General features: G+C 47.5%; 22 protein-coding genes, 1 other RNA gene and 2 pseudogenes. 20 read left to right on the forward strand and 5 right to left on the reverse strand.

Features of this window, described 5'->3' with window-relative positions:
* Nucleotides 1–13: 13 nt before the first annotated feature.
* The 11 genes and pseudogenes from ASL14_RS27510 (at nt 14) to rnpB (ending at nt 10,465) form a co-directional block, all read left to right on the forward strand.
* On the forward strand, nt 14–169 hold the full coding sequence (locus tag ASL14_RS27510) for a hypothetical protein (RefSeq protein ID WP_161797151.1): 156 nt from the start codon (nt 14–16) through the stop codon (nt 167–169).
* 118 nt (nt 170–287) lie between these two features.
* Nucleotides 288–1,175, forward strand: coding sequence for a glycine--tRNA ligase subunit alpha (gene glyQ, locus ASL14_RS21930; protein WP_134913450.1), 888 nt, complete (start codon nt 288–290; stop codon nt 1,173–1,175).
* Nucleotides 1,168–3,243, forward strand: a complete 2,076-nt coding sequence (glyS, locus tag ASL14_RS21935; protein ID WP_134913451.1) for a glycine--tRNA ligase subunit beta — start codon at nt 1,168–1,170, stop codon at nt 3,241–3,243. The genes glyQ and glyS overlap by 8 nt, the downstream gene beginning before the upstream one ends.
* Nucleotides 3,244–3,357: 114 nt before the next feature.
* Nucleotides 3,358–3,840: a YaiI/YqxD family protein gene (locus tag ASL14_RS21940; RefSeq protein ID WP_134913452.1), complete on the forward strand. Its 483-nt coding sequence runs from the start codon at nt 3,358–3,360 to the stop codon at nt 3,838–3,840.
* Complete coding sequence (gene dnaG / locus ASL14_RS21945) at nt 3,833–5,704, forward strand: DNA primase (protein WP_189338198.1); 1,872 nt, start codon at nt 3,833–3,835, stop codon at nt 5,702–5,704. The genes ASL14_RS21940 and dnaG overlap by 8 nt, the downstream gene beginning before the upstream one ends.
* Before the next feature lie 43 nt (nt 5,705–5,747).
* Nucleotides 5,748–6,881, forward strand: a complete 1,134-nt coding sequence (gene rpoD, locus ASL14_RS21950; RefSeq protein WP_134913454.1) for an RNA polymerase sigma factor RpoD — start codon at nt 5,748–5,750, stop codon at nt 6,879–6,881.
* 86 nt (nt 6,882–6,967) lie between these two features.
* Nucleotides 6,968–7,807: a hypothetical protein gene (locus tag ASL14_RS21955; RefSeq protein WP_134913455.1), complete on the forward strand. Its 840-nt coding sequence runs from the start codon at nt 6,968–6,970 to the stop codon at nt 7,805–7,807.
* Nucleotides 7,804–8,565, forward strand: coding sequence for a tRNA (adenine(22)-N(1))-methyltransferase (locus ASL14_RS21960; RefSeq protein WP_134913456.1), 762 nt, complete (start codon nt 7,804–7,806; stop codon nt 8,563–8,565). The genes ASL14_RS21955 and ASL14_RS21960 overlap by 4 nt, the downstream gene beginning before the upstream one ends.
* A complete protein-coding gene (locus tag ASL14_RS21965) occupies nt 8,541–9,656 on the forward strand; it encodes a Nif3-like dinuclear metal center hexameric protein (RefSeq protein ID WP_134913457.1) in 1,116 nt (371 codons plus the stop codon). Before ASL14_RS21960 ends, ASL14_RS21965 begins: the two co-directional genes overlap by 25 nt.
* 64 nt (nt 9,657–9,720) lie before the next feature.
* Nucleotides 9,721–9,883: pseudogene (locus tag ASL14_RS28395) on the forward strand (flavin oxidoreductase); the annotation flags it as partial.
* 183 nt (nt 9,884–10,066) lie between these two features.
* An RNA gene (gene rnpB, locus ASL14_RS21975) (RNase P RNA component class A) lies at nt 10,067–10,465 on the forward strand.
* 339 nt (nt 10,466–10,804) lie between these two features.
* On the opposite strand, the gene ASL14_RS21980 is transcribed toward rnpB, so the two are convergent.
* Complete coding sequence (locus tag ASL14_RS21980) at nt 10,805–12,025, reverse strand: aminotransferase-like domain-containing protein (RefSeq protein WP_134913458.1); 1,221 nt, start codon at nt 12,023–12,025, stop codon at nt 10,805–10,807.
* 57 nt (nt 12,026–12,082) lie between these two features.
* Between ASL14_RS21980 and ASL14_RS21985 the strand changes: the two genes are divergently transcribed.
* A complete protein-coding gene (locus ASL14_RS21985) occupies nt 12,083–12,505 on the forward strand; it encodes a hypothetical protein (RefSeq protein ID WP_134913459.1) in 423 nt (140 codons plus the stop codon).
* Nucleotides 12,506–12,558: 53 nt separating this feature from the next.
* On the opposite strand, the gene ASL14_RS21990 is transcribed toward ASL14_RS21985, so the two are convergent.
* The 3 genes from ASL14_RS21990 to ASL14_RS22000 all read right to left on the reverse strand — a co-directional run bounded on the left by ASL14_RS21990 (nt 12,559) and on the right by ASL14_RS22000 (nt 16,655).
* On the reverse strand, nt 12,559–14,409 hold the full coding sequence (locus ASL14_RS21990) for an ABC transporter ATP-binding protein (RefSeq protein WP_134913460.1): 1,851 nt from the start codon (nt 14,407–14,409) through the stop codon (nt 12,559–12,561).
* Nucleotides 14,402–16,165, reverse strand: coding sequence for an ABC transporter ATP-binding protein (locus ASL14_RS21995; protein ID WP_134913461.1), 1,764 nt, complete (start codon nt 16,163–16,165; stop codon nt 14,402–14,404). The genes ASL14_RS21990 and ASL14_RS21995 overlap by 8 nt, the downstream gene beginning before the upstream one ends.
* Before the next feature lie 79 nt (nt 16,166–16,244).
* A complete protein-coding gene (locus ASL14_RS22000) occupies nt 16,245–16,655 on the reverse strand; it encodes a MarR family winged helix-turn-helix transcriptional regulator (protein ID WP_134913462.1) in 411 nt (136 codons plus the stop codon).
* Between the two features lie 328 nt (nt 16,656–16,983).
* Between ASL14_RS22000 and pdxR the strand changes: the two are divergent.
* Both pdxR and ASL14_RS22010 read left to right on the forward strand, forming a co-directional pair.
* Nucleotides 16,984–18,459, forward strand: a pseudogene (gene pdxR / locus ASL14_RS22005) (MocR-like pyridoxine biosynthesis transcription factor PdxR).
* 87 nt (nt 18,460–18,546) lie between these two features.
* The gene (locus tag ASL14_RS22010; RefSeq protein WP_134913463.1) at nt 18,547–18,789 is read left to right on the forward strand and encodes a hypothetical protein; all 243 of its coding nucleotides are present in this window, start codon (nt 18,547–18,549) and stop codon (nt 18,787–18,789) included.
* A gap of 59 nt (nt 18,790–18,848) precedes the next feature.
* On the opposite strand, the gene ASL14_RS22015 is transcribed toward ASL14_RS22010, so the two are convergent.
* Nucleotides 18,849–20,732, reverse strand: a complete 1,884-nt coding sequence (locus ASL14_RS22015) for a S8 family peptidase (RefSeq protein WP_134913464.1) — start codon at nt 20,730–20,732, stop codon at nt 18,849–18,851.
* Nucleotides 20,733–20,916: 184 nt separating this feature from the next.
* Here ASL14_RS22015 and ASL14_RS22020 point away from each other — a divergent pair, with 184 nt between their 5' ends.
* The 6 genes from ASL14_RS22020 (at nt 20,917) to thiI (ending at nt 25,729) form a co-directional block, all read left to right on the forward strand.
* Nucleotides 20,917–21,423 carry a YpuI family protein gene (locus tag ASL14_RS22020; protein ID WP_014282470.1) on the forward strand — a complete coding sequence of 169 codons (507 nt, stop codon included), beginning with the start codon at nt 20,917–20,919 and terminating at the stop codon, nt 21,421–21,423.
* Nucleotides 21,424–21,608: 185 nt separating this feature from the next.
* Nucleotides 21,609–21,836 carry a DUF1540 domain-containing protein gene (locus tag ASL14_RS22025; RefSeq protein WP_134913465.1) on the forward strand — a complete coding sequence of 76 codons (228 nt, stop codon included), beginning with the start codon at nt 21,609–21,611 and terminating at the stop codon, nt 21,834–21,836.
* A gap of 45 nt (nt 21,837–21,881) precedes the next feature.
* Entirely contained in the window at nt 21,882–22,277 is a 396-nt protein-coding gene (locus tag ASL14_RS22030) for a hypothetical protein (protein WP_134913466.1), read from the forward strand.
* A gap of 226 nt (nt 22,278–22,503) precedes the next feature.
* Complete coding sequence (locus ASL14_RS22035) at nt 22,504–23,199, forward strand: lytic transglycosylase domain-containing protein (protein ID WP_134913467.1); 696 nt, start codon at nt 22,504–22,506, stop codon at nt 23,197–23,199.
* Nucleotides 23,200–23,352: 153 nt separating this feature from the next.
* Nucleotides 23,353–24,501 carry a cysteine desulfurase family protein gene (locus ASL14_RS22040; RefSeq protein ID WP_134913468.1) on the forward strand — a complete coding sequence of 383 codons (1,149 nt, stop codon included), beginning with the start codon at nt 23,353–23,355 and terminating at the stop codon, nt 24,499–24,501.
* 1 nt (nt 24,502) lies between these two features.
* Nucleotides 24,503–25,729 (forward strand): tRNA uracil 4-sulfurtransferase ThiI, encoded by a 1,227-nt coding sequence (gene thiI, locus ASL14_RS22045; protein WP_134913469.1) that lies wholly within the window; start codon nt 24,503–24,505, stop codon nt 25,727–25,729.
* Nucleotides 25,730–25,839 lie beyond the last annotated feature (110 nt).

A 25,839-nucleotide genomic window follows, 5' to 3' on the forward strand; every position in this document is an offset into this window, starting at 1 on the left:
AGCCGGGGACGGTGTGAGCCTGGCGGGAAATCTTCGTGAACAAGGCACTCGGGAGCATCTGATTGGACACGGAAAAGAGGATTACGGTCTGGCTGGTGATGGAGGACTGCAATCAAGTAGGGTGGAACCGCGGGAGTCAGCTCTCGTCCCTACGTCTGTACAGGCGTAGAGGCGGGGGCTTTTTGCTGTCTCTGGCGAGGCTTGTTGGAAGTTGGCAGCCCTGTACATAGAAGCTTTATGAGAATGATCACCACCATTTGAGGTAATTTGGAAGGGAAGGGTGTACCATGAATTTTCAGCAGATGATTTTGACACTGCAACAATTTTGGGCCGAGCACAACTGTATTATTGTACAGCCGTATGACACGGAAAAAGGGGCAGGCACAATGAACCCGATGACGTATTTACGTTCGATTGGACCTGAGCCGTGGAACGTAGCTTATGTTGAGCCATCCCGCCGTCCCGCAGATGGTCGTTATGGGGAGAACCCGAACCGTCTGTATCAGCATCACCAGTTTCAGGTTGTTTTGAAGCCATCGCCTGATAACATTCAGGAATTGTATCTGGAGAGCCTGAGCCGCCTTGGTATTAATCCTCTGGAACATGATATTCGCTTTGTTGAAGACAACTGGGAAGCGCCAACGCTGGGAGCATGGGGATTAGGTTGGGAAGTATGGCTGGACGGTATGGAAATTACCCAATTCACGTATTTTCAGCAAGTGGGCGGTATCGATGCCAGTCCGGTTGCGGTTGAAATTACGTATGGTATGGAGCGTCTTGCGTCCTACATTCAGGACAAGGAGAACGTATTCGATCTTGAGTGGGTTAATGGCATCACGTATGGAGATGTTTTCCACCAGCCTGAATTTGAGCATTCTAAATATACGTTTGAAGTATCTGATGTCAAAATGCTTTTTACCCTGTTTAATATGTATGAAGAAGAAGCGAATAAAGCCATGGCGCAGCATCTTGTATTTCCAGCCTACGATTATGTATTGAAATGCTCTCATGCGTTCAACTTGTTGGATGCCCGTGGTGCAATCAGTGTAACGGAACGAACCGGATTTATTATGCGTGTACGGAATTTGGCCCGTCAGGTGGCTGCAACTTATCTGGAGGAACGCGAGAAGCTGGGCTTCCCGTTGTTGAAGAGAGGAGGTGCGGCACATGTCTAAGGATTTGCTGTTTGAAATCGGTTTGGAAGAAGTGCCCGCCCGTTTTATTCCTGCTGCGATTCAGCAGTTAAAGGAGCGTATGACGGCATGGTTGGACAGCTCACGTATTGCTCATGGTGATGTAGAAGCTTATGCTACTCCTCGTCGTCTGGCAGTGCTGGTTAAGGAAGTAGCCGAAAAGCAGGAAGATATTAACGAAGAAGTCAAAGGTCCTTCCCGCAAAATCGCACTTGACGAAGCCGGTAATTGGAGCAAGGCTGCTCTCGGCTTTGCCCGTAGCCAAGGTGTTGATCCTGAACAGTTTACGTTCAAGGAGCTTGGAGGCGTGGAGTATATTTACGCGACCAAGAGCAGTATAGGCGTACCGACAGCGGAAGTGCTGTCCGAAGGCCTGTTGCATATTTTACATGCTATGACCTTTCCTAAATTCATGCGTTGGGCCAGCTATGACTTTAAGTTTGTTCGTCCAATCCGCTGGTTGATCGCCTTGTTTGGCAACGATATTGTTAACCTGGAAATTGCCGGGGTTCAATCTGGAAATGTCACAAGAGGACATCGTTTTCTCGGACAGGATACTGTTGTAGAAAGCCCGGCTGACTATGTTGAGTTACTTCGCAAACAGCATGTTATCGTAGATATTGCGGAACGTCAGTCCATTATTGTGAAGCAGATTGAAGCGTTGGCTGCCGAAAAAGACTGGACGATCGCGGTTAAGGATGATCTGCTGGAGGAAGTGCTGTATCTGGTTGAAACGCCGACGGTGCTGTTCGGAGGCTTTGATCCTTCGTTCCTCAACATTCCCAAGGATGTGCTGATTACTTCTATGCGTGAGCATCAACGCTATTTCCCGGTTCTGGATCGTGAGGGAGAGCTGTTGCCATACTTTGTTACGGTACGTAACGGAGGAAGTCAATCACTGGATGTGATCGCCAAAGGGAACGAAAAAGTATTGCGAGCACGGCTATCTGATGCCAAATTCTTTTATGAGGAAGATCAGAGACTGGAAATCAAGGATGCGCTCTCCAAGCTGGAAAGTATCGTTTTCCACGAGGAATTGGGTACGGTTGGAGACAAGGTACGGCGGATTCGCCGCATTGCCGATGCTTTAGCTGAGAAGCTGCGGGTTTCCCCCGATACACAGGAGTCGGTTAGCCGGGCAGCAGATATTTGTAAGTTTGATCTGGTAACGCAAATGGTATATGAGTTTCCGGAACTGCAAGGGGTTATGGGTGAGGACTATGCCCGTAAGGCTGGAGAGAAGGAAGAAGTGGCGAGAGCGGTGTTTGAACATTATCAACCGCGTTTTGCCGGAGAAACGGTTCCTTCCACGAACGCAGGGGCTATTGTCAGCATCGCTGATAAAATTGATACGATTACCGGCTGCTTCTCCATCGGTATTATTCCGACAGGCTCACAGGACCCTTATGCGCTTCGTCGCCAGGCCGCAGGTATTGTGCAGATTTTGCTGGATCGTAATCTTTCAGCAACTTTGTCTGATGTGTTCAATATTGCGCTTGACGTACACGACAACCTTGGAAATATGAAACGTTCTGCCGATGAAATTCGTAAAGAGTTACATGAATTCTTCGGTTTGCGGGTGAAAAAGCTGTTGTCCGAGACACTTCGTTATGACGTCGTAGACGCTGTGCTTACCGCCGGATTTGATGATGTTGCTTCTGTCGTTAATCGCGGAGCTGCTCTGATGAATGGGGTACAAACGGGAGATGCCTTTAAAGCAACGGTAGAGTCGTTTAACCGCGTAGGCAATTTAGCTGCAAAAGCTGTTCATGCATCAGTTAATACGGATGAATTTACGGAACAGGGTGAAAAAGCGCTATATGAAGCATGGTACGGCGTTTATGAATCTTATCTTACAGCATTGCAGGAAGGCGATGCCACGCGAGCTTTAGAACTTGCCTCGTCCATTACTCCTGCGATCACAGCGTTCTTTGATTCCGTAATGGTTATGGCTGAGAATGATGCGATTCGTAATAATCGTCTGGCATTGCTGGCCGCCATTGATACAGAGCTGAAGCGTTTTGCTGATTTTTCCAAACTGGTGGGCTAATCGTAGCTGTAATAGTATGAACAACTTGAAAAAATGGGTATAAATATACGGAACGGTGTAAGAGCGATCTTGCAGCCGTTCCGTATTTTACTCGAATCCGGATGGAGATGGGGGATGCTTGTGGGAATATCCGGGGGTTTATCGGATGTGCGGATCGTTGTCGACGGAGACGCTTGTCCTGTCAAAAGCGAAATTGCGGATACAGCTTCCCGTTTTCAAGTTCAGGTTATTATGGTATCTTCGTATGATCATCTTATCCAGGGCAGCGGAGGCGTGACCATCGTAAAAGTGGACCGTAGCGACCAAAGCGCTGATCTCTATATTGCTAATCATATCCGTCGGGGAGACGTTGTAACCACCAACGATTACGGTCTTGCGGCACTTGCTTTGGCTAAAGGCTGTGAGGTTATGTCATTTCGCGGAGCAATGTATCGAAACGATTCGATTGATTTTATGCTCGACCGCCGTCACACTTCTGCCAAGGAAAGGAAAAAAGGACGTTATGGAAAAGGTCCTAAACCGTTTACATCAGAGGATCGTGAAGTTTTTCAACATAAACTGACAAAACTTTTACTCTGCTTGCAGGAGAATGAATAACGGTATCGAATTATATTTACGTGCTAAAGAGATGAAGGTGGTTAACATGAGTGCTGGACAAGGCAACATACCGGACGATATCATTGAGTCGGTTTTACAGCATCATGATATCGTAGATACGGTAAGCAAGTACGTGCATTTGACCAAGCAGGGGAAGTATATGAAAGGGCTCTGTCCTTTTCATTCCGAAAAAACCCCTTCATTCACCGTGACACCGGATCGTCAGATTTTTTACTGCTACGGCTGCGGCGCGGGAGGCAATGCCATCAAATTTATGATGGAAATCGAAGGACTATCCTTTCCCGAAGCTGTCAGAACAATGGCGGAAGAAAGTCATATCCCTCTCGGCGAATGGCAGGGACGTGAGTCAACGCATCAGCATCCTGAGTTGGACAGGTTGTTGCAAGCGTACGAGCTAACATCTAAGATGTACCATTTTCTCCTTAAAAATACGGAGCATGGCAAACCGGCTATGGAGTATTTGCGGTCACGGGGATTTACTGACAAGATCATTGATCAATTTCAAATTGGCTATGCCCCTAACCGATGGGATACGATCGTCCAGTTTCTGGAGAAGCGTTCTTTCGATCCTGTTGAGATGGAAAAGGGCGGGCTTATTTCTCCCCGACATGAGGGGGATGGGTATGTGGATCGGTTCAGGGCTCGCATTATGTTTCCCATTTGGAATCGAAATGGAAAAGTAATCGCCTTTGCGGGCCGTATACTGGGTGAAGGACAGCCCAAGTATTTGAATTCACCCGAAACCAAGCTGTTCAACAAGAGTCGGACCCTGTACAATCTCCACCATGCCAAGAATTCGATTCGCAAGCTTCGCCAGAGTGTTCTTTTTGAAGGATACGGTGATGTCATCTCGGCTTGGGAAGCAGGTGTGCAGAACGGGGTGGCCGCTATGGGCACAGCTTTGACGGAGCATCATGCCACAATGCTAAAGGGACTGTGCGACGAGGTCATTATTTGCTATGATGGTGACCGGGCAGGACAAGCTGCTGCGCTCAAAAATTTTCCGTTGCTGGAAAATGCGGGACTTCACGTTAAGGTAGCGCTGGTCAGCGACGGTATGGACCCGGATGATTTTATCCGGCAATACGGCGGGGAAAGGTTTCAGCGCCAAATTATCGAAAGTGCCGTTTCAACGGTGAAATTTAAGCTTATATATCTGAAAAAAAACCATATACTGCAAGAGGAAGAAGGAAGAATCGCGTATTCCCGCGAAGCATTAAATGTCATTGCACCTCTGTCATCCCCGACCGAGCGGGAAGTGTATTTGCGCGAAGTATCAGCCGAAGTCAAGGTGGATTTTGAAACCTTAAAGCAAGAATGCAATTTACTCCGACAGTCCCTGCAAAAAAAACAGGACTTTGGGGATAATAACGAAAATCGGTGGAATAATGGTAGGCATAAAAACGGGCAGATTGCAAAACCAAATGTCATGCCAGCTTATCACGTGGCGGAACGTAGATTACTCCACTGGATGATGCAGGATGCAGAAACTGCACAATATGTGGAGAAGCATCTGGGGGATGCCTTTAATATTGAGGATCATGCAGCAATTGCTGCTTATCTATACGCCTATTATGCACAAGGTAAATTACCGGATACGAGCCGATTTATTTCTTCTCTTCAAGACGACCGTCTGGAGAAAACCGTAAGCTCGATTATGATGATGGATGCTCCAGATGTATCGCCACACGTATTGGACGATTGTATTCAGCAGGTGTGCAAATTTCCATTGCAGAAGCAACTGGATTTGAAGAGAGAAGAAATGAGAGCCGCGGAGCGTTCTGGTGATGCTTTGCGCGCAGCACAAATTGTAATTGAGATTATAGCCCTAGAGAGACAATGAACACACAGAGGTCGGATGTTTCTAGGGAGGAGGGAGTCGAAAGATGGCGAATGATCAGCATACTGAACTGGAGACGGAACTGACACTGGATCAGGTTAAAGATCAATTGATTGAGTTGGGTAAAAAAAGTTCCTCTCTGAACTACAAAGATATCATGGAAAAACTATCGTCGTTTGATCAGGACCCCGAGCAAATGGATGAGTTTTATGAGCAACTGGGTGACTTGGGGATTGAGGTAGTAAATGACAACGACGAAGAAGTTACCAGATTGCGTCCAAACGACGACCCGGAAAATAACGACGGGGATGACTTTAACTACGATGACGATCTGAGCCTGCCTCCCGGTATTAAAATCAATGATCCGGTCCGGATGTACCTGAAAGAAATCGGCCGTGTACCGCTTCTTTCCGCCGATGATGAGGTGGGGCTGGCGAAACGGATCAACAACGGTGATGAAGAAGCCAAACGTCGACTCGCAGAGGCGAATTTGCGTCTGGTTGTAAGTATTGCCAAGCGTTATGTTGGCCGTGGAATGCTTTTCCTGGATCTGATTCAGGAAGGTAACATGGGTCTGATTAAGGCAGTAGAAAAATTTGATTACGAAAAAGGATTTAAATTCAGTACGTATGCGACCTGGTGGATTCGTCAGGCCATTACGCGTGCCATAGCCGATCAGGCGAGAACGATTCGTATTCCCGTGCATATGGTGGAAACGATCAACAAGTTGATTCGCGTATCGCGTCAACTGTTGCAAGAGCTGGGGCGTGAACCTACGCCGGAAGAAGTAGCTGCAGAGATGGAGCTGAGTGTGGAGAAAGTTCGGGAAATTATGAAAATTGCCCAAGAACCGGTTTCATTGGAAACACCAATTGGTGAAGAAGATGATTCACATTTGGGGGATTTCATTGAGGATCAGGAAGCGCTGGCGCCTGCGGATGCGGCTGCCTATGAACTTCTGAAGGAACAGCTTGAGGATGTACTGGATACGTTGACCGAACGGGAAGAGAACGTATTGCGTCTCCGTTTTGGTTTGGACGACGGTAGAACCAGAACCCTTGAGGAAGTGGGTAAAGTATTCGGTGTTACACGCGAACGTATTCGTCAGATTGAGGCTAAAGCGCTCCGCAAGCTGCGCCATCCAAGCCGCAGTAAGCGACTGAAGGATTTCCTCGAATAGAAGCGTGACATTGCGGACCTTCTGCGGCTTGGAGCGCGCAGAGGGTCTTTTTTTATCCCATGGCAGCCTTGGTGGAGGGGAAAAGCTTGGACCAAGAGAAAAAACGGGCAATACTGTTACATGAAATTGAGCATTGGCGGCGAAGTCGGCTGCTCCCTGAGCAATATTGCGATTTTTTGTCTAATCTCTATCGAGAGGACGAAAATCCGTCACAGAGCCAAAGCCACAGTAGCACCGGGCTGCTTACATATCTTAGAAACGGGCATGGAATCGCCTGGCTTCTTGGTTTTGTCATTATTTCCTGCATTTGTTTGATCGGTTTTTATTTTACCGCTTTTCCGTTGGCAATGCAAATATTCTCGGCATGTGCAGTAACCGGGATCTGCTATGGAGTAGCTGCAGTTTGGCGTTCTTCAGAAAAGAGCATGAGCGCTATGCTGAGTATCTTGGGCAGTGTGATTATGCTGGGTTCAGGGGTATGGATTATTCAGCTTCATCAGGGTGAACCCAAGTTTTGGTTTCTGGTTCTTGTCGGTCTGTGCGGGCTGGTGTGGTGCCTTGTGGGCTTAACCTTGCGTATCATCTTGCTTCGCTACTGTGGCTTTATTGCACTGCTTTTGGTATATGCAGTTCTTATAGGGCGTTACTGGCCTACGGCTTCTCACGTGATGCTGGAGGGATTTTGGGTTTTGCATGCAGCATTGCTGGTATGGTTATGCTGGTGGGTACATCGCCGCTTTTCACGTCTGGCTTCGGTCTATTTTGCTATCGGAATGACATTGGTTTTCATGCCTGAAGCAGACATGATCGTGCTGCGTCATCAAGCATCGGGTGATGTTGTATTGTACGGCTTATTGAAGTTGGCTATTGTTGTAGGAATTTTATTTTGGACTCGAAAAAAATGGATTACGTGGGTGACGTCATGAAGCTTTCTCAACGATTACAATATATTATGGAACAAATTCCTGCCGGGAGTAGATTAGCGGATATTGGCTCTGACCACGGGCTGCTCCCTGTGGCCGCGGTACGTAGCGGTCTGGTAACCCAGGCTGTGGCAGGCGAAGTCAATGATGGGCCGTTGCGTGCGGCTCAAAAGCAGGTCGCTGAAGCGGGTCTGACTGATCGCATAACCGTTAGAAAAGGCGACGGCTTGGCCGTAATTACAGCCGATGAGGTTGATGTTATTACGATAGCAGGCATGGGCGGTGCCTTGATTGCTTCCATTTTGGAGCAGGGGAAAGACAAGTTGGATTCAGTGAAGCAGCTTGTTTTACAACCAAACGTAGGCGAGGATATTTTGCGCCGATGGCTGATCGAGCATCAATGGGTATTGACAGGCGAGCATATTATGGAAGAAGACGGAAAAATATATGAAGTTTTGACGGCTATTCCCCTGTCGGATAGCCCTGTGAAGCAGGACGAGCTATACCGACCGTTAGCTCTTTCCGGTAGCTCGCTAGTATTGACGCAGGAATGGCTGGAGCAGCTTGGACCGTTACTGATCAGAGAACCCAATGAAGTGTTTTTCCGTAAATGGAAGCTGGAAATTCATAAGCTCCAGAACGTGCTTGCACAGTTGGCGCGGTCAGAGCAGGAATCGGCGCAGCAAAAGCAGGAGCAATTACGTAAGCAAATTGAACAGCTACAGGAGGTACTTGCATGTTTGCCAAAGGACAAACGGTAATTAGCTATATGGAACAGTTGGCTCCAAAATATTTGGCAGTTCCGGACGACAGAATCGGGCTTCAGCTTGGCAGTCTGCAAAAAGAGATCAAAAACATACTGGTAGCTCTGGATGTCAATGATGAGGTTATAGAAGAGGCGATCCGCGTAAAGGCCGACCTCATTATCGCGCATCATGCTATCATATTCCGTCCACTCAAAGCATTGAATACGGATCAGCCTGCAGGCAGATTGTATGAAAAGCTGATTAAGAATGATATAGCGGTCTACATCAGTCATACGAATTTGGATACGGCAGAGGATGGTATGAACGACTGGATGGCGGAAGCATTGGGCATTGAAAGTGAAGGTACGCTGGAGGATGTCCACACGGAGCAATTGTTCAAGCTCGTCGTTTTCGTACCGAAAACACATCATCAACGGGTGTTGGATGCCGTACTGGGTGCGGGAGCCGGACATATCGGCAATTACAGCCATTGCAGCTTTAACATTGATGGCTATGGAACATTCGTGCCGGGTGAAGGCACACAGCCGTTTTTGGGTGAGCCAGGTAAAATGGAACGCAGCGAAGAGGTACGCATAGAGACCGTTGTACCACAGGGTGTGCGCAACAAAGTTGTCCAGGCGATGCTCAAAGTTCATCCTTATGAAGAGGTGGCCTATGACCTGTACCATATGGATTTGCAGGGCCGCACATCTGGCCTGGGACGGGTGGGGAAGCTCAAGGAAGCCCGCACGTTACGCGAGTTTGTCAATGATGTGAAAGAAGGCTTCAACGTTGAGCATGTACGTGTAGTGGGCGACCTGGACCGTACAATCAAAAAAGCAGCCGTACTCGGAGGCTCTGGCAGCCGCTATGTGAACAAGTCGATTTTTAAAGGGGCTGACGTATTAGTAACGGGTGATATCGACTATCACACGGCTCAGGATGCCCTTATGGCTGGCATTGCCATCATTGACCCTGGTCATAACGCAGAGAAAATTATGAAGCCTAAAACCGCAGAATGGATGCGCAAACGGCTGGAAGAAGGCCGATACTCTACGGAAGTACATGTATCTGAGGTCAATACCGAGCCTTTTCAATTTTTGTAAAAGCTTAACTTCTATGAGAAGATGAAAGTGTTTTATAACTTTTAGCTCATAGAGGAGAGGTTGTATGCGAACTTTAATTGCTGATCCTGCGATCCATGCCTATCCGGGGATGTGGCTGTTGTTACTTCCCGCCATGACGGTGTACAGAATATAATGTCCTCTGGCTGGCATACATATATCGGATCATCACCGGGCATGTATGCATCTCGTTGCGGAAGGAAACATATGCGGATTTTAGTAAGCTTGATATTCCGTTATACGTGGGTCGTTCTACTTATTTTGTGGCATGATACGTTACAAAAGAAGGTACACCCGTTTTATTTGAACAAATAAAGGAAGCTCTCAAATTTACAATATTTTTAGGGTTGTGTCGAGCGTGCGTTCCCTGTATACTATGTAATGTTGTTCGGAAAGTTTAACAGACAATCGCTGGCGGTGTGAACCGCGAGAGGAAAGTCCGGGCTCCATAGGGCAGGATGCTGGATAACGTCCAGTCAGCGCGAGTTGAAGGATAGTGCCACAGAAATGGACCGCCGATGGCCGCTTGCGGCACAGGCAAGGATGGAACCGAGGTGTAAGAGACCCCGAGGAACGCTGGTGACTTCGTTCCTGGTAAACCCCATCTGGAGCAAGACCTAATGGGACACAGCTTCTTCGCGAAGCGGCCTTAGCCCGAGGCGTGTCTAGGTTGGTCGCTGGAGCCGGATAGCAATATTCGGCCTAGATAGATGATTGTCGCTTGTAGTGGGAGGGTAGTTCCCGTCTGAACCACGAATAGCACAGAACCCGGCTTACGGAAAACTTTCCACACTGCAACACCTTAAAATGTATGATGTTAACCTTTTAAATGACTGTTTGCATGAAAACATGGAATCCAAATGTATTTAATGAATTACAAAAAAAGGTCAAGCCATATTCCTTTTGGGAATCAGGCTTGACCTTTTTTGTATACCGTATTTTAGCAGCGTACGTGTATGTTTAGGTCTATTTCATTCTGTTTTTTTATCTACTCATTCCCCCTACCGTAAAAACGTTCAGGGATGAGGCACGTAGTCAGCGTAGCGGAGCATTTGAATCCGGAGAAGCGCAGCGATCGTAAGACCAAATGATTCGCGAAGCGTTCTCGCGTGGGTGCCTGAAAACCTTCATCAGCGCACGCTTTTTTCCAATCTTTCCTCTGTATACATCTTCAATGCCCGATCCAAACGGTTAACCGCTTCAGGAAGCAGTGAAGGATCGGTATGCGTAAAGTTGATCCGCATATGGTTGCTGCCGCTCAGATCAGCATAAAATACTTGTCCTGGCACAAATGCGACCCCTTCCTGAATAGCCAGTTCCAGCAAGCGATCGGAACGGAAGCCTTCGGGTAAAGTGACCCACATAAACATGCCGCCAAGTGCATCATTCCACGTAATGCCTTCCCATTGACGTTCTTTCATCAGCGTTGTGAGGCGTAGCATACGAGAGCGATATTCGGTGGATACGGTCCGAATATGTCCATCCAAATCAAAAAAGTCCAAGAGCTCATTTAAAGCACGTTGATCGATACTGCTGGAGTGCAGATCAGCAGATTGTTTGGCCTTCGAGACTTTATTGACAATCGCTTGATCAGCAACCAGCCATCCAGAACGAACACCAGGAGCAACGGTTTTGGAGAACGTAGAGGTGTACATGACATGACTGTCCCCACCTTGCTGCTGGTCAATGGATAAAAGGGTAGGGAAGTTAAGGTTTTCGTCAAATTTGAGACGTCCGTAAGGATCATCCTCAAAAATCAAAGTTCCGTATTTACGGCATAGCTCAACAACGCCTACTCTGCGGTCCATGCTCCATACACTCCCCGCCGGGTTGGAGAAAGTTGGGATGACATACACGAATTTAGGCTGATATTCCTTGAGCTTGGCTTCAAGATCATCTAATTGCATACCGTTGGAGTCTGTGTTTACACTTACAATGTTGGCGCCATAGGACTTAAACACCTGAAGAGCTGCCAAATAAGTAGGGGACTCCACCAATACAGTATTCTGCGGATCAAGCAGCACACGCGAAACCAGATCGATAGTCTGCTGTGAGCCCGTCGTCATGATGATGTTATCTCTGGTGACGGAGATGCCTTGGGATGCCATTATGGTTGTAAGGCGTTCCCGTAGAGGAATATATCCATCGGTTAGACCGTATTGAAGCGCAGTAGTACCGCCGAGACGGAATACCCGCTCATAGGCTTTAGCAACGGCTTCGATGGGAAAAAAGGCATCGGCCGGAAGACCACCTGCCAGGGATAACACTTCTGTTCCCTGTGTCAGCTTCAAAATGTCCCTAACGATGGACGAGCCCTGAGTACGAGCCATACCCGAAAATTTGTATTCCAATCCAATCATCTCCTGTGTTCTATACTGTACTATGAAATTTATTGTATTATAACAATAATGAAGTATAACAGTAAACGTCTGAATATAACAGTTGATTGGTCTAATGGAAAGCCGAAAAATCCTGATCCCAAGAAAAAATTCGACCATACAAATCACTATCGCGTAAATCTTGCTATTATTCAGCGCAAGCTTGAAATGCTTGGTTTCTCGCTAGAAGGTTACGCTGGTAATGATCCGGTTATTCACATGTGCATAAAAATCAGCAAAGAAAAGTTACCCACAATTCTACATGGAGCTTTCTTACAAAACCTAACACTTTATCGCATAGACGATAATATGGCTTTGGAAATTCTAGCAGCTATGAAAAAACATAATAAACAAGCTGATCCGCCAAACATCGGACAGCTTTTGAGCACACCAAAAACGTGTCTGGATCGCCCTTCGCAGCGATCATCCAGACACGTCTCTCTTTTACCCTAATATTCTATTAGTGACTACTATCATGTTTTTTTCAAATAGGGACTGGTTATTTTTTAGGATGCATGTTCAAACTGACTGTTGTATAGATCGGCATAGAAGCCGCCTTTAGTCAGCAATTCCTCATGGTTACCCGTCTCGATAATGTCACCGTCCTTCATGACCAGAATCAGATCGGCGTTCTTGATCGTCGAGAGGCGGTGGGCAATCACAAAGGAGGTTTTCCCTACAGTCAGCTGGTCCATCGCTTGTTGAATCAGCAATTCCGTACGCGTATCGACCGAGCTTGTGGCCTCATCCAGAATGAGCATGGGTGCATCTTCAATCATGGCTCTTGCAATGGTAATCAATTGCTTTTGACCGGCAGAGAGATTGGCTTTGTCGTCCAGCATCGTATCATAGCCCTGCGGCAGTGTTTTAAGGAAGCTGTGCAGCCCCACCGCTCTACATGCGGCTTCCACCTGTTTATCGGTAACATGTTCTTTGGAAAAGGCAATATTCTCACGGATCGTTCCTTCAAACAGCCAGGTATCCTGCAGCACCATACAGAATAATCGATGAATATTCTCACGTGTTAATTGGCTGATCGGGGTTCCGTCAATATAGATTTCCCCGCCGTTCAGCTCATAGAACCGCATGAGCAAATTCACGAGCGTCGTCTTACCGGCGCCTGTCGGACCAACAATGGCAATTTTCTGACCGGCTTCAGCTTTCATGGAGAAGTCTTTGATAATCATACGGTCTCCGTTATAACCGAAACGAACATGTTTGAATTCGACATCCCCTTTGGCGTTGTCCAGCTTCTTGGTCTTGTCGCTCTCATCTGCCAATTCTTCTTCACCCAGAAATTCGAATACACGTTCACTGGCGGCAGCCGCCGATTGCAGATTGGTTGCGGCCTGTGCCAGCTGTGACAAGGGCTGTGTAAACAGACGAATATACACCATGAAGGCCACAATGGTTCCGATCGTTATAGCATGTTGATTCACCAGCAAAGCGCCCACGACACAGACCGCAACATAACCGAAATTCCCGATGAACATCATGACCGGCATCATCAGGCCAGACATGAACTGGGATTTCCATGCATTTGTATATAAGCGGCTGTTAATGCCATGGAACACTTCCTTGGCTGCTTTTTCTCCGTTATATACCTTGACTACGTTATGACCGGCATAGGTTTCTTCGATATGACCGTTGATCTGGCCAAGCTCCGCTTGCTGTGCTACAAAATATTTCTGTGAATGCTTCATAATCACGGTCATCAGGGAAAAACCGATCAGCGTAGCTACAATCCCGGTAACGGTCATGATCCAGTTTGTATACAGCATCATAATCAAGGCGCCTACGAAGGTTGCCAGCGCGCTGACAAGCGTGCCAAGACTGTTGTTTAACGTTTGTCCGATGGTATCGACATCGTTGGTCACACGGCTGAGCACATTACCATAGCTCGTAGCATCAAAATATTTTAAAGGCATATGATTGATTTTTCGGGACAGCTCTGTCCGCATCTTCTTTGTAAGACGCTGTGACACGGTTGCCGTAATGAAGCCTTGGAAATAGTTAAAGATAAGACCAAGACCATACAAAAGCGCCAAAACAAGAACAATTTTCTGGACAGCACTCACATCAACCCCTGTTACGATTCCTTCCTGGATCAGGTTGGCAATATCGCTGAGCTTACCCGGGCCAATGACGTTGAAGGCGGAACCTGCCAGAGCAAGCACCATAGAGAGCATAACCATAGGTATATAGGACTTGCTATAGGATAAGAGCTGTTTGAGGGTCTTTTTAAAATGATTCGCTTTTTTACCAGTATCCATGTCGCCCGCACGATCTCCACGCAGGGGACCTCGTTGTTTCATTTTCATGCTCTGGTTGCCTTCGGTGTGTTCATTCTTATCCATGTACGAGTTCCTCCTTTGAAAGCTGCGAATAAGCGATCTCCTGATAGGTGCTGCAGTTCGCCATCAGCTCATCATGTGTGCCGCTCCCTACAATCTCACCCTGTTCCAGTACGATAATTTGGTCAGCGTCCTTAATGGTGCCTATGCGCTGAGCAACAATGAGTGTGGTAGCATGGTCGGTTTCTTTTTTGAGAGCCGAGCGCAGAATTCGGTCTGTTTTGTAGTCCAGTGCTGAAAAGGAATCATCGAAGATATAAATCTCCGGCTGACGGTAGATGGCACGAGCAATGGACAGACGCTGCTTTTGACCGCCTGATACGTTCGTTCCACCTTGTGAAATCCGTCCCTGATACTGACCGTCCATTTTTTCGACAAATTCCGTGCCTTGGGCAATCCCTACGGCTGCCTGGATGAGTTTCTCCGAAGCCTCTGCTCTTCCGTTATCGCCGTACGAAACGTTGGATGCCACTGTACCGCTGAAAAGCACGGCTTTCTGAGGGACATACCCGATTTTGTTATGAAGTGCATGCTGGTTATAGTTTTTGACATTGACACCATTCACGAGCACTTCTCCCTCGGTCACATCATAGAAACGGGGAATCAGATTGATTACGCTGGTTTTACCGCTGCCAGTCGCGCCGATGAAGGCAACTGTCTCACCCCGTTTCGCCGTAAAGCTAATCTCGCGGAGCACGGGCTCCTCGGCGTCCGGATATTTGAAGCTGACATTACGAAATTCCACCTGTCCCATAACGCCTTTTTCTCCAGCCGTCTCATGCCCGTTCATGATGCTGGATTGGGTGTTCAATACCTCCATGATCCGTTTGGCAGAAATCGAAGCGCGAGGCATCAGGAAGAAAATCATACTAACCATCATAAAGGCCATGACCACCTGCATCGCATAAGAGGAGAATACGACCATATTGGAGAACAGCGCAATGCGGTCCGGCACGGCCGCCCCGTTAATCAGGTAAGCGCCGATCCAATAGATAGAGACACTCAGACCCGACATAATAAAGGTCATACCCGGGCCAATCATTGCCATTAACCGGTTCGCAAACAGGTTTGTATTCGTCAATTCGATGTTGGCCTGCTCAAACTTTTCCTCCTGATACTGATCTGCATTATAAGCGCGCACCACCCGAAGTCCAGTCAGATGCTCACGTGTTACCCTGTTCAGATTATCGGTGAGACGCTGGATTCGCTGGAAACTGGGGAGGGCGAAAATAACAATAACACTTAGCATCAGGATCAAAACAGCCACGGCCGCTCCTGTAGAGGCGGTCCACTGCCAGTTTTTATCCGCAATCTTCACAATAGCCCACACGGCCAAAATCGGTGCCTTGACGATCACCTGCAGTCCCAACGCAACGATCGTTTGAATCTGGGTAACATCGTTCGTGGTGCGGGTGATGAGGCTTGCCGTCGAAAAGCTGTTCATCTCTTCCATTGAAAAGGACAAGGTCTTATCAAACACCATCGCACGCAGACGCATGGCCAGCCCTGCCGCCACCTTCGCCGCGAAATAGCCAACAATAATAGATGCAACCATACTGCCGACTGCACACAACAGCATGTAACTGCCGGGAATCAGCAGTTCCGACATAGGCGTTCCTTCCCTTTGCAGCTTGGTCGTAATTTCTGCCATATAATCAGGCAGCTTCAGATCAAGCCAAACCTGCACAACGATGAAAGCCAGGCTGCAAAACACGAGCATCCATTCATTTTTCTTGAGATATTTGAATATCTTTAGCATTCTGTTGCTCTCCTTTTATCTGAAAATCTTAGGTGTTTGGTGCAATTTGATGCACCCTGCATGCGACCTGCTTAGGAATTCAACTTTTAGAGACAATAAGCTTAATGAGTCGGATAAATTCTTTGGCATCCTGTTCGTCCAGCTTGCGAAGAATGCTCTCGGTCCATGCGATTCCTTCATTATACTTATCAATCATAAATTGCTTGCCTGAATCCGTAATGAATACAATCACCTTACGTTTGTCGGTGACATCGGTACGGCGTACAACCAAACCTTTCTTCTCCAGGCTCTTCAGCGCCGTTGCTACCCGTCCTGTACTGACGGACAAGTATTCGCTCAAGTGGCCCGAAGTAACCCCACCCTTATTGAAATTCAGACAGATAAGAATCCCCATTTCACCACGTGAGTAGTGTCCTTGCTCCTCTAATGACGGTTTGTGCTTTTTGACAATATACTCGAATAGTTCTGTCGCTAATGTCTTATAATCCAATGGTCACAACACCTTCTGAATTTTATCTTATACTATAAGATAATAATGACGCTCGGGTAAAAAGTCAATTCGAGAAAATATGGAATACAAGAAGCATCCATGACCATCTTCACGGGAATACATTGAATACAAAGCTTTAAATGTCATACTTGTACTTCCATCAATTTTGCCCATACAAAAACCCGCAGCCTTCCGAAGCGACAGGTTACGGTTGTGTTGTGGATAGGAAACAAATAAAATCACAGGAACGTTATCATGCTTATTTTGAAAATAACTGCTCTGCGTCATCAATGGAGGCTGATGGTCAGATCCTGAAGGGACGATTCCGATGTATATTGAACTCAGCCGCAATAGCAGTGTCAAATTATATCTACAGATTGCCAAAACATTGGCGGACCGTATCCAATCCGGACTGCTGCCTCAGGGTACAAAGCTTCCCTCTGTCCGCCATTTGTCTAGTCTGCTTTCGGTTAGCCCTGTAACTGTAAGCAAGGCGTATGCGGAGCTGGAATCCATACATCTTGTGGTGTGTACATAGAGAAAGGGATGCTATGTAGCCGAGCCTTCTGTATCTTCGCATCGTGAGGAAGCGCTGGATTTATCTTGGCAAATGTCGCTGATAGATTACTTGCCGCGTGCACAGTTGTGGAGAAACTTTAACCATAGCCGACAGGTTCCCTATTCCTTTCATATTGCCGCAGTTCAGCCAGAGCTTCTTCCCACTCGTGAAATCATTGATGATACCCAACGTTTATCCTCCGAAGATCCCGATGCGATGGCTGTTTACGGCACCTTCAAAGGGGATGTAGAACTGAGGGAAGTATTTGCAACTCACCTGAGCGAACGTGGAATCCGTACTACAGCGGAACATCTACTTGTGACAAGCGGTGCCCAGCAGGGGATTGATCTTGTGGCGCGTACGTTCGTTGGCCCCGGTGACATCGTCTATATGGAGGCTCCTACATATACGGGTGCGATTGATGTATTTACCAGCCGTGGTGCTAAGGTGGTCATGATTCCGATGGATGAGCAGGGCATGCGCATGGATATCCTGACACGCCTCTGTGACACTCATCCTCCCAAGCTGATCTATACGATACCTACCTTTCATAATCCCACTGGAATAACCTTAACGACGGTCAGACGCATGCAACTTCTGGATCTGGCGCAAAGTTATCATTGTCTGATCGTCGAAGATGATCCGTTTTCTGATCTGTACTACAAAACAAAGCCACCGTTTCCCATTAAGGCGCATGATCTGTCCGGACATGTGATTTATATTAAAAGCTTCAGTAAAACCGTCGCTCCCGGTTGTCGTATCGCTTGTGTAGTGGCTACAGGAAGTGTGCTGGACCGCCTTGTGGCAGCCAAGTCAACTACGGATCTGGGAAGCCCTTTGTTGACGCAAAAAGCATTGTTACCTTTCATCAGGCATCGGCTGGATAACCATTTCGTCTCGTTAAGAGATCAAATGCAGGACCGTCTGATCACTGCTTTGCACACACTCCAGCGCTTTGCCCCTGCAGAAGTCACCTGGCAAGCACCTGAGGGTGGTCTTAATATATGGATAAAACTCCCGCCTGCTGTTGATATCGCAGAGCTGGGACGATTAGCTGATCGTGAAGGCATATCCTTTTTACCAGGAGGGGTATGTTATGCAGGTGGTATGGAAAGTAATCATATTCGTATTTCCTTTTCATACACGGCCAAGGACACACTCGAAGCAGGATTGCGCAAGTTATGCCGCTTGCTGGGAGAACTGCTTGACCGCTCGGTCATCATGGAACGAAGGCCTATTCTGTAAGGATATTTGCAATAGGGGTTAATCATCCAATCACAGGGAACTCCTTTGTAATATGCTGTACTAATTCACCGAAAGGAGTTGCACATTATGAGTCATTGCCCTAACGAACCGATCGTGTGCCCGCCGATCCAATTTGTAAATCATCAATTTTTCCCACAAGTGGTGCCTGTAGTTCATCCGATTGAAATTATCAACCAAGCGCACATTATACCTGTACCACACCATGTATTCCCAGTGACTGTAAAAGACCCTTCTGATCCTTGCTGTCATACCCGCAGTCATACTCGCAGTAATGGCAAGCGTCAGGTACGTAGCAGCTCTAAACGCTAAGGGATTACAAAAAAAGCAGCCATGAACCGTACATGGCTGCTTTTTACAAACGGAATCTTTTACGTTTCCAGCATCTTCAAAAGGGATTTGATCTTGTTACTCAAATGCTGTGGATAGAACTGCAAAGGAACATACGGACGTTGAGCTGCTTTCAACGCCTTATATACGTCGATTTGGCCATATCCAAAATATTTGTCATGCCCTGGTGTACCCAAATCAATCACACTGTGTCTCATTAAATCCATAACCTCTTTGTTCGTCAGGTCGGGGTTGATGGAACGGACAAGGGCCGCGAGCGCTGATACATGCGGACTGGCCATCGAAGTGCCTGAGAGGGCGGCATATTGGTTCCCCGGATACGTGCTTGCTATGCTTGCGCCGGGGGCCATAACATCAACATAATCTCCATAGTTGGAAAAAGAAGCCCGGTGCATAGACGCATCTGTGGCAGATACGGCAAATACTTCCGGATAGGCTGCGGGATAGCCTGGCCGTTCCGTATTATCATTTCCCGTGGCTGCGACTAATACAACATCCTTGTCATAGGCATATTTAATCGCATCGTGTAAAAATTCAGCTTGCGCATAATTACCGAGGCTCAGATTAATGACCTTGGCTCCATGGTCTGCAGCCCATATGATACCCTCTGCCACGGAATAAGTGGTCCCGGACCCGGATTGATCGAGTACCTTGACAGGCATGACCTTGTTATACCATGTCATGCCTGCAACTCCCTCTCCGTTGTTCACGAGCGCGGATATGATGCCGGCAACATGCGTTCCGTGACCAACGTCATCGTAAGGTTTTTCTTTCGGGCTAACTACGTTGTGTCCCGGGAGGATTTGGCCCTTCAAATCAGGATGGTCCATATCCACTCCCGTATCCACGACGGCTACGACGACATTTTTGCTGCCTTTGGATAATGCCCAGCCCCGGTTGGTTTCGGTGGCTGGCAGATTCCACTGATAGCGGGAAAAGAGCAGGTCATTCGGAATAGAGACATCCGACGCTTTTACGGGTTTCTTTTCATTCGTCAGATACATGTAGTGAGGTTCTGCATATACCGGGTTCCACTTCTGCGAGAAATATTGCTTTAGCTCTTTGAAGTTCATGTTATTCGAATGAAACACATACGTATAACCGAGCTTTCGGCCTGGCTCACAGTTCAAATCTGCTGCGATCTCGCGCAATTGCCGTTGATCAGGATTGTGGCGGAAGCGAACGACGATTTCATTCTCAAAATAATGGCTCGCATTTTCATTGTCATGACCCGTCTTGACGGTAATATCATGCAGTGTGTCGGGATGTACTGATTCGATTTTGTAGCTGCCTTCCTTCGGATAGGGGATCAAGCGCAGGTTTTTGCGCTGATGCTTTTCCACGTCATGAAGCACCTGCTGGCTGACCAGCGCGGCAACGCCGTATGTTCCGTCAGTCGCTGGCTCTGCCATGACAAAATATTTTCGATCCTCGACCTGAAAGGCTGCGGATTCGTAAGATTTGTTTTGCAGGACGGAACGGCGAGCCGCTGTCAGACTGTTTTTGACTTGAGCGTCATTAAGCAGACGGGATTGTGTCTTTCTGCCTGTGTAGGTTGAGCTCTTCGCGTCACGTGTATTGATCCACTGTAGCGTGTGAAGATGACTGTGTGACTGCTGAAACTTGCGAGCAAAATGCTTTTTCTGATCATTGGTTTTACCATTCAGTTCACGCATTACGTATTCAATATCCTGTCTGGCGTCCATGCGAGTGATGGTGTCTGTAGCGGACAAGTCCAAAGCCAACATTCCTTTTTTGAGCTGCTTTTCCTGCTGTGGCACCATTTTTTCCATATATTCGGGCTGTGGTGTGTGGCGGTGATCTCGGGAAGGCAGCATCAGGGTGATGACAAGCACCCCTGCGGCTGCTCCGATCAGGGGTTTTAACCATTTTTGCCGAGACATGGGACCGTCCTCCTTGGGAGTTTATGATTTATGGTTAGCGTGAGAAGGTTGGCATGTTTTTATACCTTTCAATCCTTATTTGTGGTAGGATAAATACTGAAAATTACAGCTCTTTCGGTTAGAAGGATCTATTTTCGGGTAACCAAATTGATGAACAAGCAACAAATAAGGGGGAGCTGCATTGATGTCAGCAGTCAACGTACAAAAATTATGTGAGTCGGCGCAGGAGAAACTGAAGTCTGCCGTGGAACGGGTGGAAGCATTCCTTAATGAGCATGCACTGCCGGAGCTGGCTGTGGATCGCAGTGAGGAGTCCGTACTCTTTTACAAAGGCTTTTTGTCAGATCTCCGCCATGTCCTTGTTTTTTCCGAAGTATCTTATGAAAAGCTGGGTGTGGCTTTGCGCCGTGCCAACTTTGACGTCGATTTTGCGGAAAAGGCATTGTATAACGTTTACCATGACTGCGTGAACAGCTTTTTTTATCCCAAAAATGAATCTTACGCAGAGGATGGTCGCTACGCTTATACGGGACAAGATGCTATACGCTTTCGTAAAACGCCAGTAACGCCTGCCCGCGAAGTGATCATGGACATTACGAAAAATTTTGAAGAATTGCGCGATGATCTTGCTTATTATGAAAGTGATTATTTGACCCAGCGCCGGATGCAGACTCGCCGTACACATGCATAAGTATCTAGCCCGTTGATTTTTTCAATTAAAAAAAACAAATGAGACAAGCAAGTCGTTTCCTGTTTGCTTCCTGCCAGTGTGGAGGAGGTGCCGGAAACGGCTTTTTTCGTATGTCACCAACTGCCATATACCGTGGGCGCATAGGTGAACGATACCGGGGGGACAATGAATTCGAGGTGATGATCATGAGCCAAGAGGCCAAGCCAATAGTCAAATGCAGCGTAGCCAATTGTCATTATTGGGGAGAAAACAACTTGTGCAAGGCAGATTTGATCATGATAGAAATTGACAGTCACGCCGGGAAAAAATTTAATGAAGAATATGCGGGCGAAAGCTTCAGCTCAGTCGAACGTGACCAGGCTGCAACTTCTGCAGCAACCTGTTGTCACACCTTTAAACCAAAGTCTCTGTAACAATCCATCCCGCGAATCATTACGTAATTGGAGGTGCAGTGTATTATGGAAGATCATGAAACTGATAAGCATCGAGACGAAGAGAATTTTAGCCGCAAGCGTGTGGATTATCCCCGTCGTATTCAAGAACGCTCTGCCAAGCGTCGCAACCATCAAGAGGAATATGCGGCTGAGGTAGCTCCCGGCTCACCAGCCGTGACTCGGCATAAGGACAAGGATGAGCAGCATGTCATAAGCAAAAGTGGACGTATCTCAGGCTATATCGGTCTAGCCGCAGGTATTGCCGCACTGTTTATGTGGTCTATTGTGCTGGGGCCTATTGCTGCAGTGTTGGGTTTTTTTGCTTATGTAAATGGGAACAAAACAACAGGTATTTGGTCGATCGGGCTGGGTGCGCTGGCGACATTAAGCTACTTTGCTTTTATTCCGTTTGTACGTTGATTCCATGAAGGTTCGAAAAACCGGGTAATCGCTTGCCTGTCCAAGTAGAAATGATTAAAGCGATCTGTCTGCATCAAGTCAGTACCATGAAGCTCCGCTGTCATTTCGACAGATACGGAGCTTTTTTTCGTTAAAAAGTATGGCAGTACATAACAAAACGTTGTATCATAAGCAGTAATGATAGGCTGTTTGGGATATAACAACTAAAGAAAGTTGGGAATACCACATGCAAATAGATCCGCGCGTGTCCAAATCCATAATCGATACGCAATTGTTGAATAATATAAGTGCTACAGCACAAACGGGAACAACGGATGCTTTTTCCGGATTGCTCGAGCAGGCAGGCCAGTTGGAGACAGATGATGCTGCAGCTCGTGTCAATTCAGGGGACGTTACAAGGGATGAAAATGGTTTGCTCTGGCTCCAATTGGGACCATCGAGAGGGGCAGCTTCGCCATTGGCGGTATATCCTTCTTCCAGCACAGCAACCGATGGGCCAACCAAACCTACGGCTTATGATGATCTAATTAACGAGGCCAGCAATAAATACGGGGTTCCGGTGTCGCTGATTAAAGCGGTCATTGATACGGAATCTTCGTTTAACCCGCTGGTCACTTCTTCTGCCGGAGCCAAAGGACTTATGCAGCTTATGGATGCTACGGCCCAAGGATTGGGAGTTAGCGATTCGTATGACCCTGCACAAAATATTGATGCCGGAGTTCGTTATTTGTCTTACCAGATCAAACGTTTTAACGGACAGGAAAATATGGCCTTGGCAGCTTATAATGCGGGGCCCGGACGGGTACAGCGACTGGGCGTGAATAGTGACGAGCAGTTGATGGCTGTCCTGGACAAGCTTCCAGTAGAAACGCAAAAGTATATTACCAAAATTCAGAACGCACGTGAAAAATATACGATTTAAGCCCTGTAGCTTATAAAGAAAAACAAAATTTTAATCAGACAGGTCCGCAGGCAGGATCAATATGGGGAAAGGGTGTCACTGTGTAATGCAGTGACCTTTCCCTGTTTTGGTCTTTTTTTGTTGTAGAGGTTGCAGGCAAGAAAGGGGAGTTCCATGAAATATTTTGATTATGCAGCGACAACTCCGCCTTTTGAAGAGGTGATTACGACGATTGCAGAGGTGATGAGACGCCACTATGGCAATCCGTCCTCAATGCATCGATACGGGGAAGATGCGGATAAGCTGCTTAAACGTTCCCGGGAGGTTTGTGCTACAGCTTTGGGCGTACATCCGGCGGAGATTGTGTTCACATCCGGGGCAACGGAAAGCAATAATCTCGCTATTAAGGGAGTGGCCTTGCAGTATCAGGCCAGAGGCAAGCATATCGTTACAGTATCAACGGAGCATCCGTCTGTGTATGAGGCTTGCAAACAGTTGGCAAAAGTGGGATTTGAGGTCACATTTCTGCCCGTTGATGCGGAAGGGCATGTCAGTGCAGAGCAGGTTTGTGCAGCTATCCGCAAAGACACGATTTTAGTCAGCATTATGCATGTCAATAATGAGACGGGAAGGGTGCAGCCGCTACATGATATCGGAGCCGCGCTGAAGGAACAGTTCCCGCGTGTACTGTTTCATGTTGATGGTGTGCAGGGTTATGGAAAACTTCCGGTGGATATCCGGGGCTGGAAGGCTGATTTGTACAGCCTGTCCGCACATAAGCTGCGCGGTCCCAAAGGAGCCGGACTGCTTGTGGTTCGGGAAGGTGTGGAGCTTTTCCCACTGCTTAGCGGAGGCTCTCAGGAGCAGGGATTTCGTGCCGGTACGGAAAATGTTCCGCTGCTTGTCGGCATGTCCAAGGCAGTGCGGCTGGCGGGCGAATGGCAAGCAGAGGCGACGCAGCGTATGACTGCTTGGAGAGATCGGGTAGCCGCGGAAGTGAAGACGATCCCCCAATTGCGACTGAATAGCGGGGAGGAAGCACCGCACATTGTCCATTTTTCGTATCCGGGTATGAAGGCAGAGGTGCTGCTGCATACGCTGGAGCAATTGGGCTTTGCGGTATCGACCCAATCGGCTTGTTCCTCCAAATTAGCCGAGCCTAGCCGGATTTTGCTGGCGATGGGTCGAAATGATGCGGAAGCGTCTGGCGGCATTCGGATCAGCTTCGGGGATGAACATACGGAACAGGATATTGACGAGCTTATTCTCGCGCTTCGCCAGGCTGTGGCGCAGTTGGAATCCCTTGAAAGGTGGAAACGTTAAAATGAATTATGATATGTTGTTGCTTCGCTTTGGCGAATTTACATTAAAAGGGAAAAACCGCGCCCGTTTTGAAAAGGCGGTACTGAATCATGTGAAGCTGTTGCTCAAGCCGTTTCCAGGCGCTTCTTTGCGTAAGGAATTTGGACGGATTTATGTAGTTCTCGGAGGAGAGCCTTATGAGCAGATCATTCAGGTGCTACAAAAAGTCTTTGGTATCACCACCATCAGTCCTGTTAAAATGGCTCCTGTTGAGCTTGACACGATTATTGAGACCTCTGTAGCCTTGATGCGTGAGTTGAACCCAACGGAAGGAACGACTTTCAAGGTAAATGCCCGCAGGGTGTGGAAGGGATTTGCCCATTCCTCTCATGAGATGAATCATTTGATCGGTTCGCCGGTACTGCGCGAGTTTCCAGTGTTAAAGGTCGATGTCCGCCAACCGGATATCGAGCTACGGGTGGAAGTCAGAGAGCAGGCGGCTTATATATTTAGCGATATTATTACGGCTGTAGGAGGCTATCCGTTAGGTACAAACGGCAAAGCTATGCTGCTACTCTCGGGCGGAATCGACAGTCCGGTAGCGGGATGGTCCTCCATGCGCAGAGGATTGGAAATCGAATGCGTCCATTTTTACAGCTATCCATTTACGAGTGAGCGTGCGAAAGAAAAGGTTATTGACTTGGCGAGGGTATTGGCAGGTTACGCGGGACGCATCAAGATTCATCTTGTACCCTTTACTGAGGTGCAGACGGCTTTTACACGTACCGGACAGGATAATTTGATCATCACACTGATGAGACGGTCTATGCTGCGTATTGCAACGATGCTGGCGGAGCGTGAAGGGGCGCTGGCGCTAGTGACGGGTGACAGTCTCGGCCAGGTAGCCAGCCAAACTTTATCGAGCATGAATGTGATAGGGCGTTCGACGGAGTTACCGCTGCTGCGACCTCTTGTGATGATGGATAAACAGGAAATTACGGAAATAGCCAAGCAAATTGGCACATACGATTTATCTATCCTGCCGTATGAGGATTGCTGCACGTTGTTTGTTCCCAAATCTCCAACGACCAATCCTAATTTATGGGTTGTTCAAAAGATCGAAGCCTCTATTCGGGATTTAAATACGTTGATTGAGCAGGCCGTGGCTACAACGGAGACTGTTGTTCTTGAGGCAGATGGAGCTATAGAGGGACGTAAAGAGGAAGTTGTGCAAGAGGATTGGTTTTAAAATCTTTTAAGATGCCACGTTTAGCGGTATACAAAAAGGCAGATCCATCGACTATTGTCGGGTCTGCCTCTTTTTAGATTAGAGATAAGATATACGAGGTTTTTCTTAGG

Origin of the sequence: Paenibacillus sp. IHB B 3084, assembly GCF_001447315.1 — a bacterium.
Lineage (GTDB): Bacteria > Bacillota > Bacilli > Paenibacillales > Paenibacillaceae > Paenibacillus.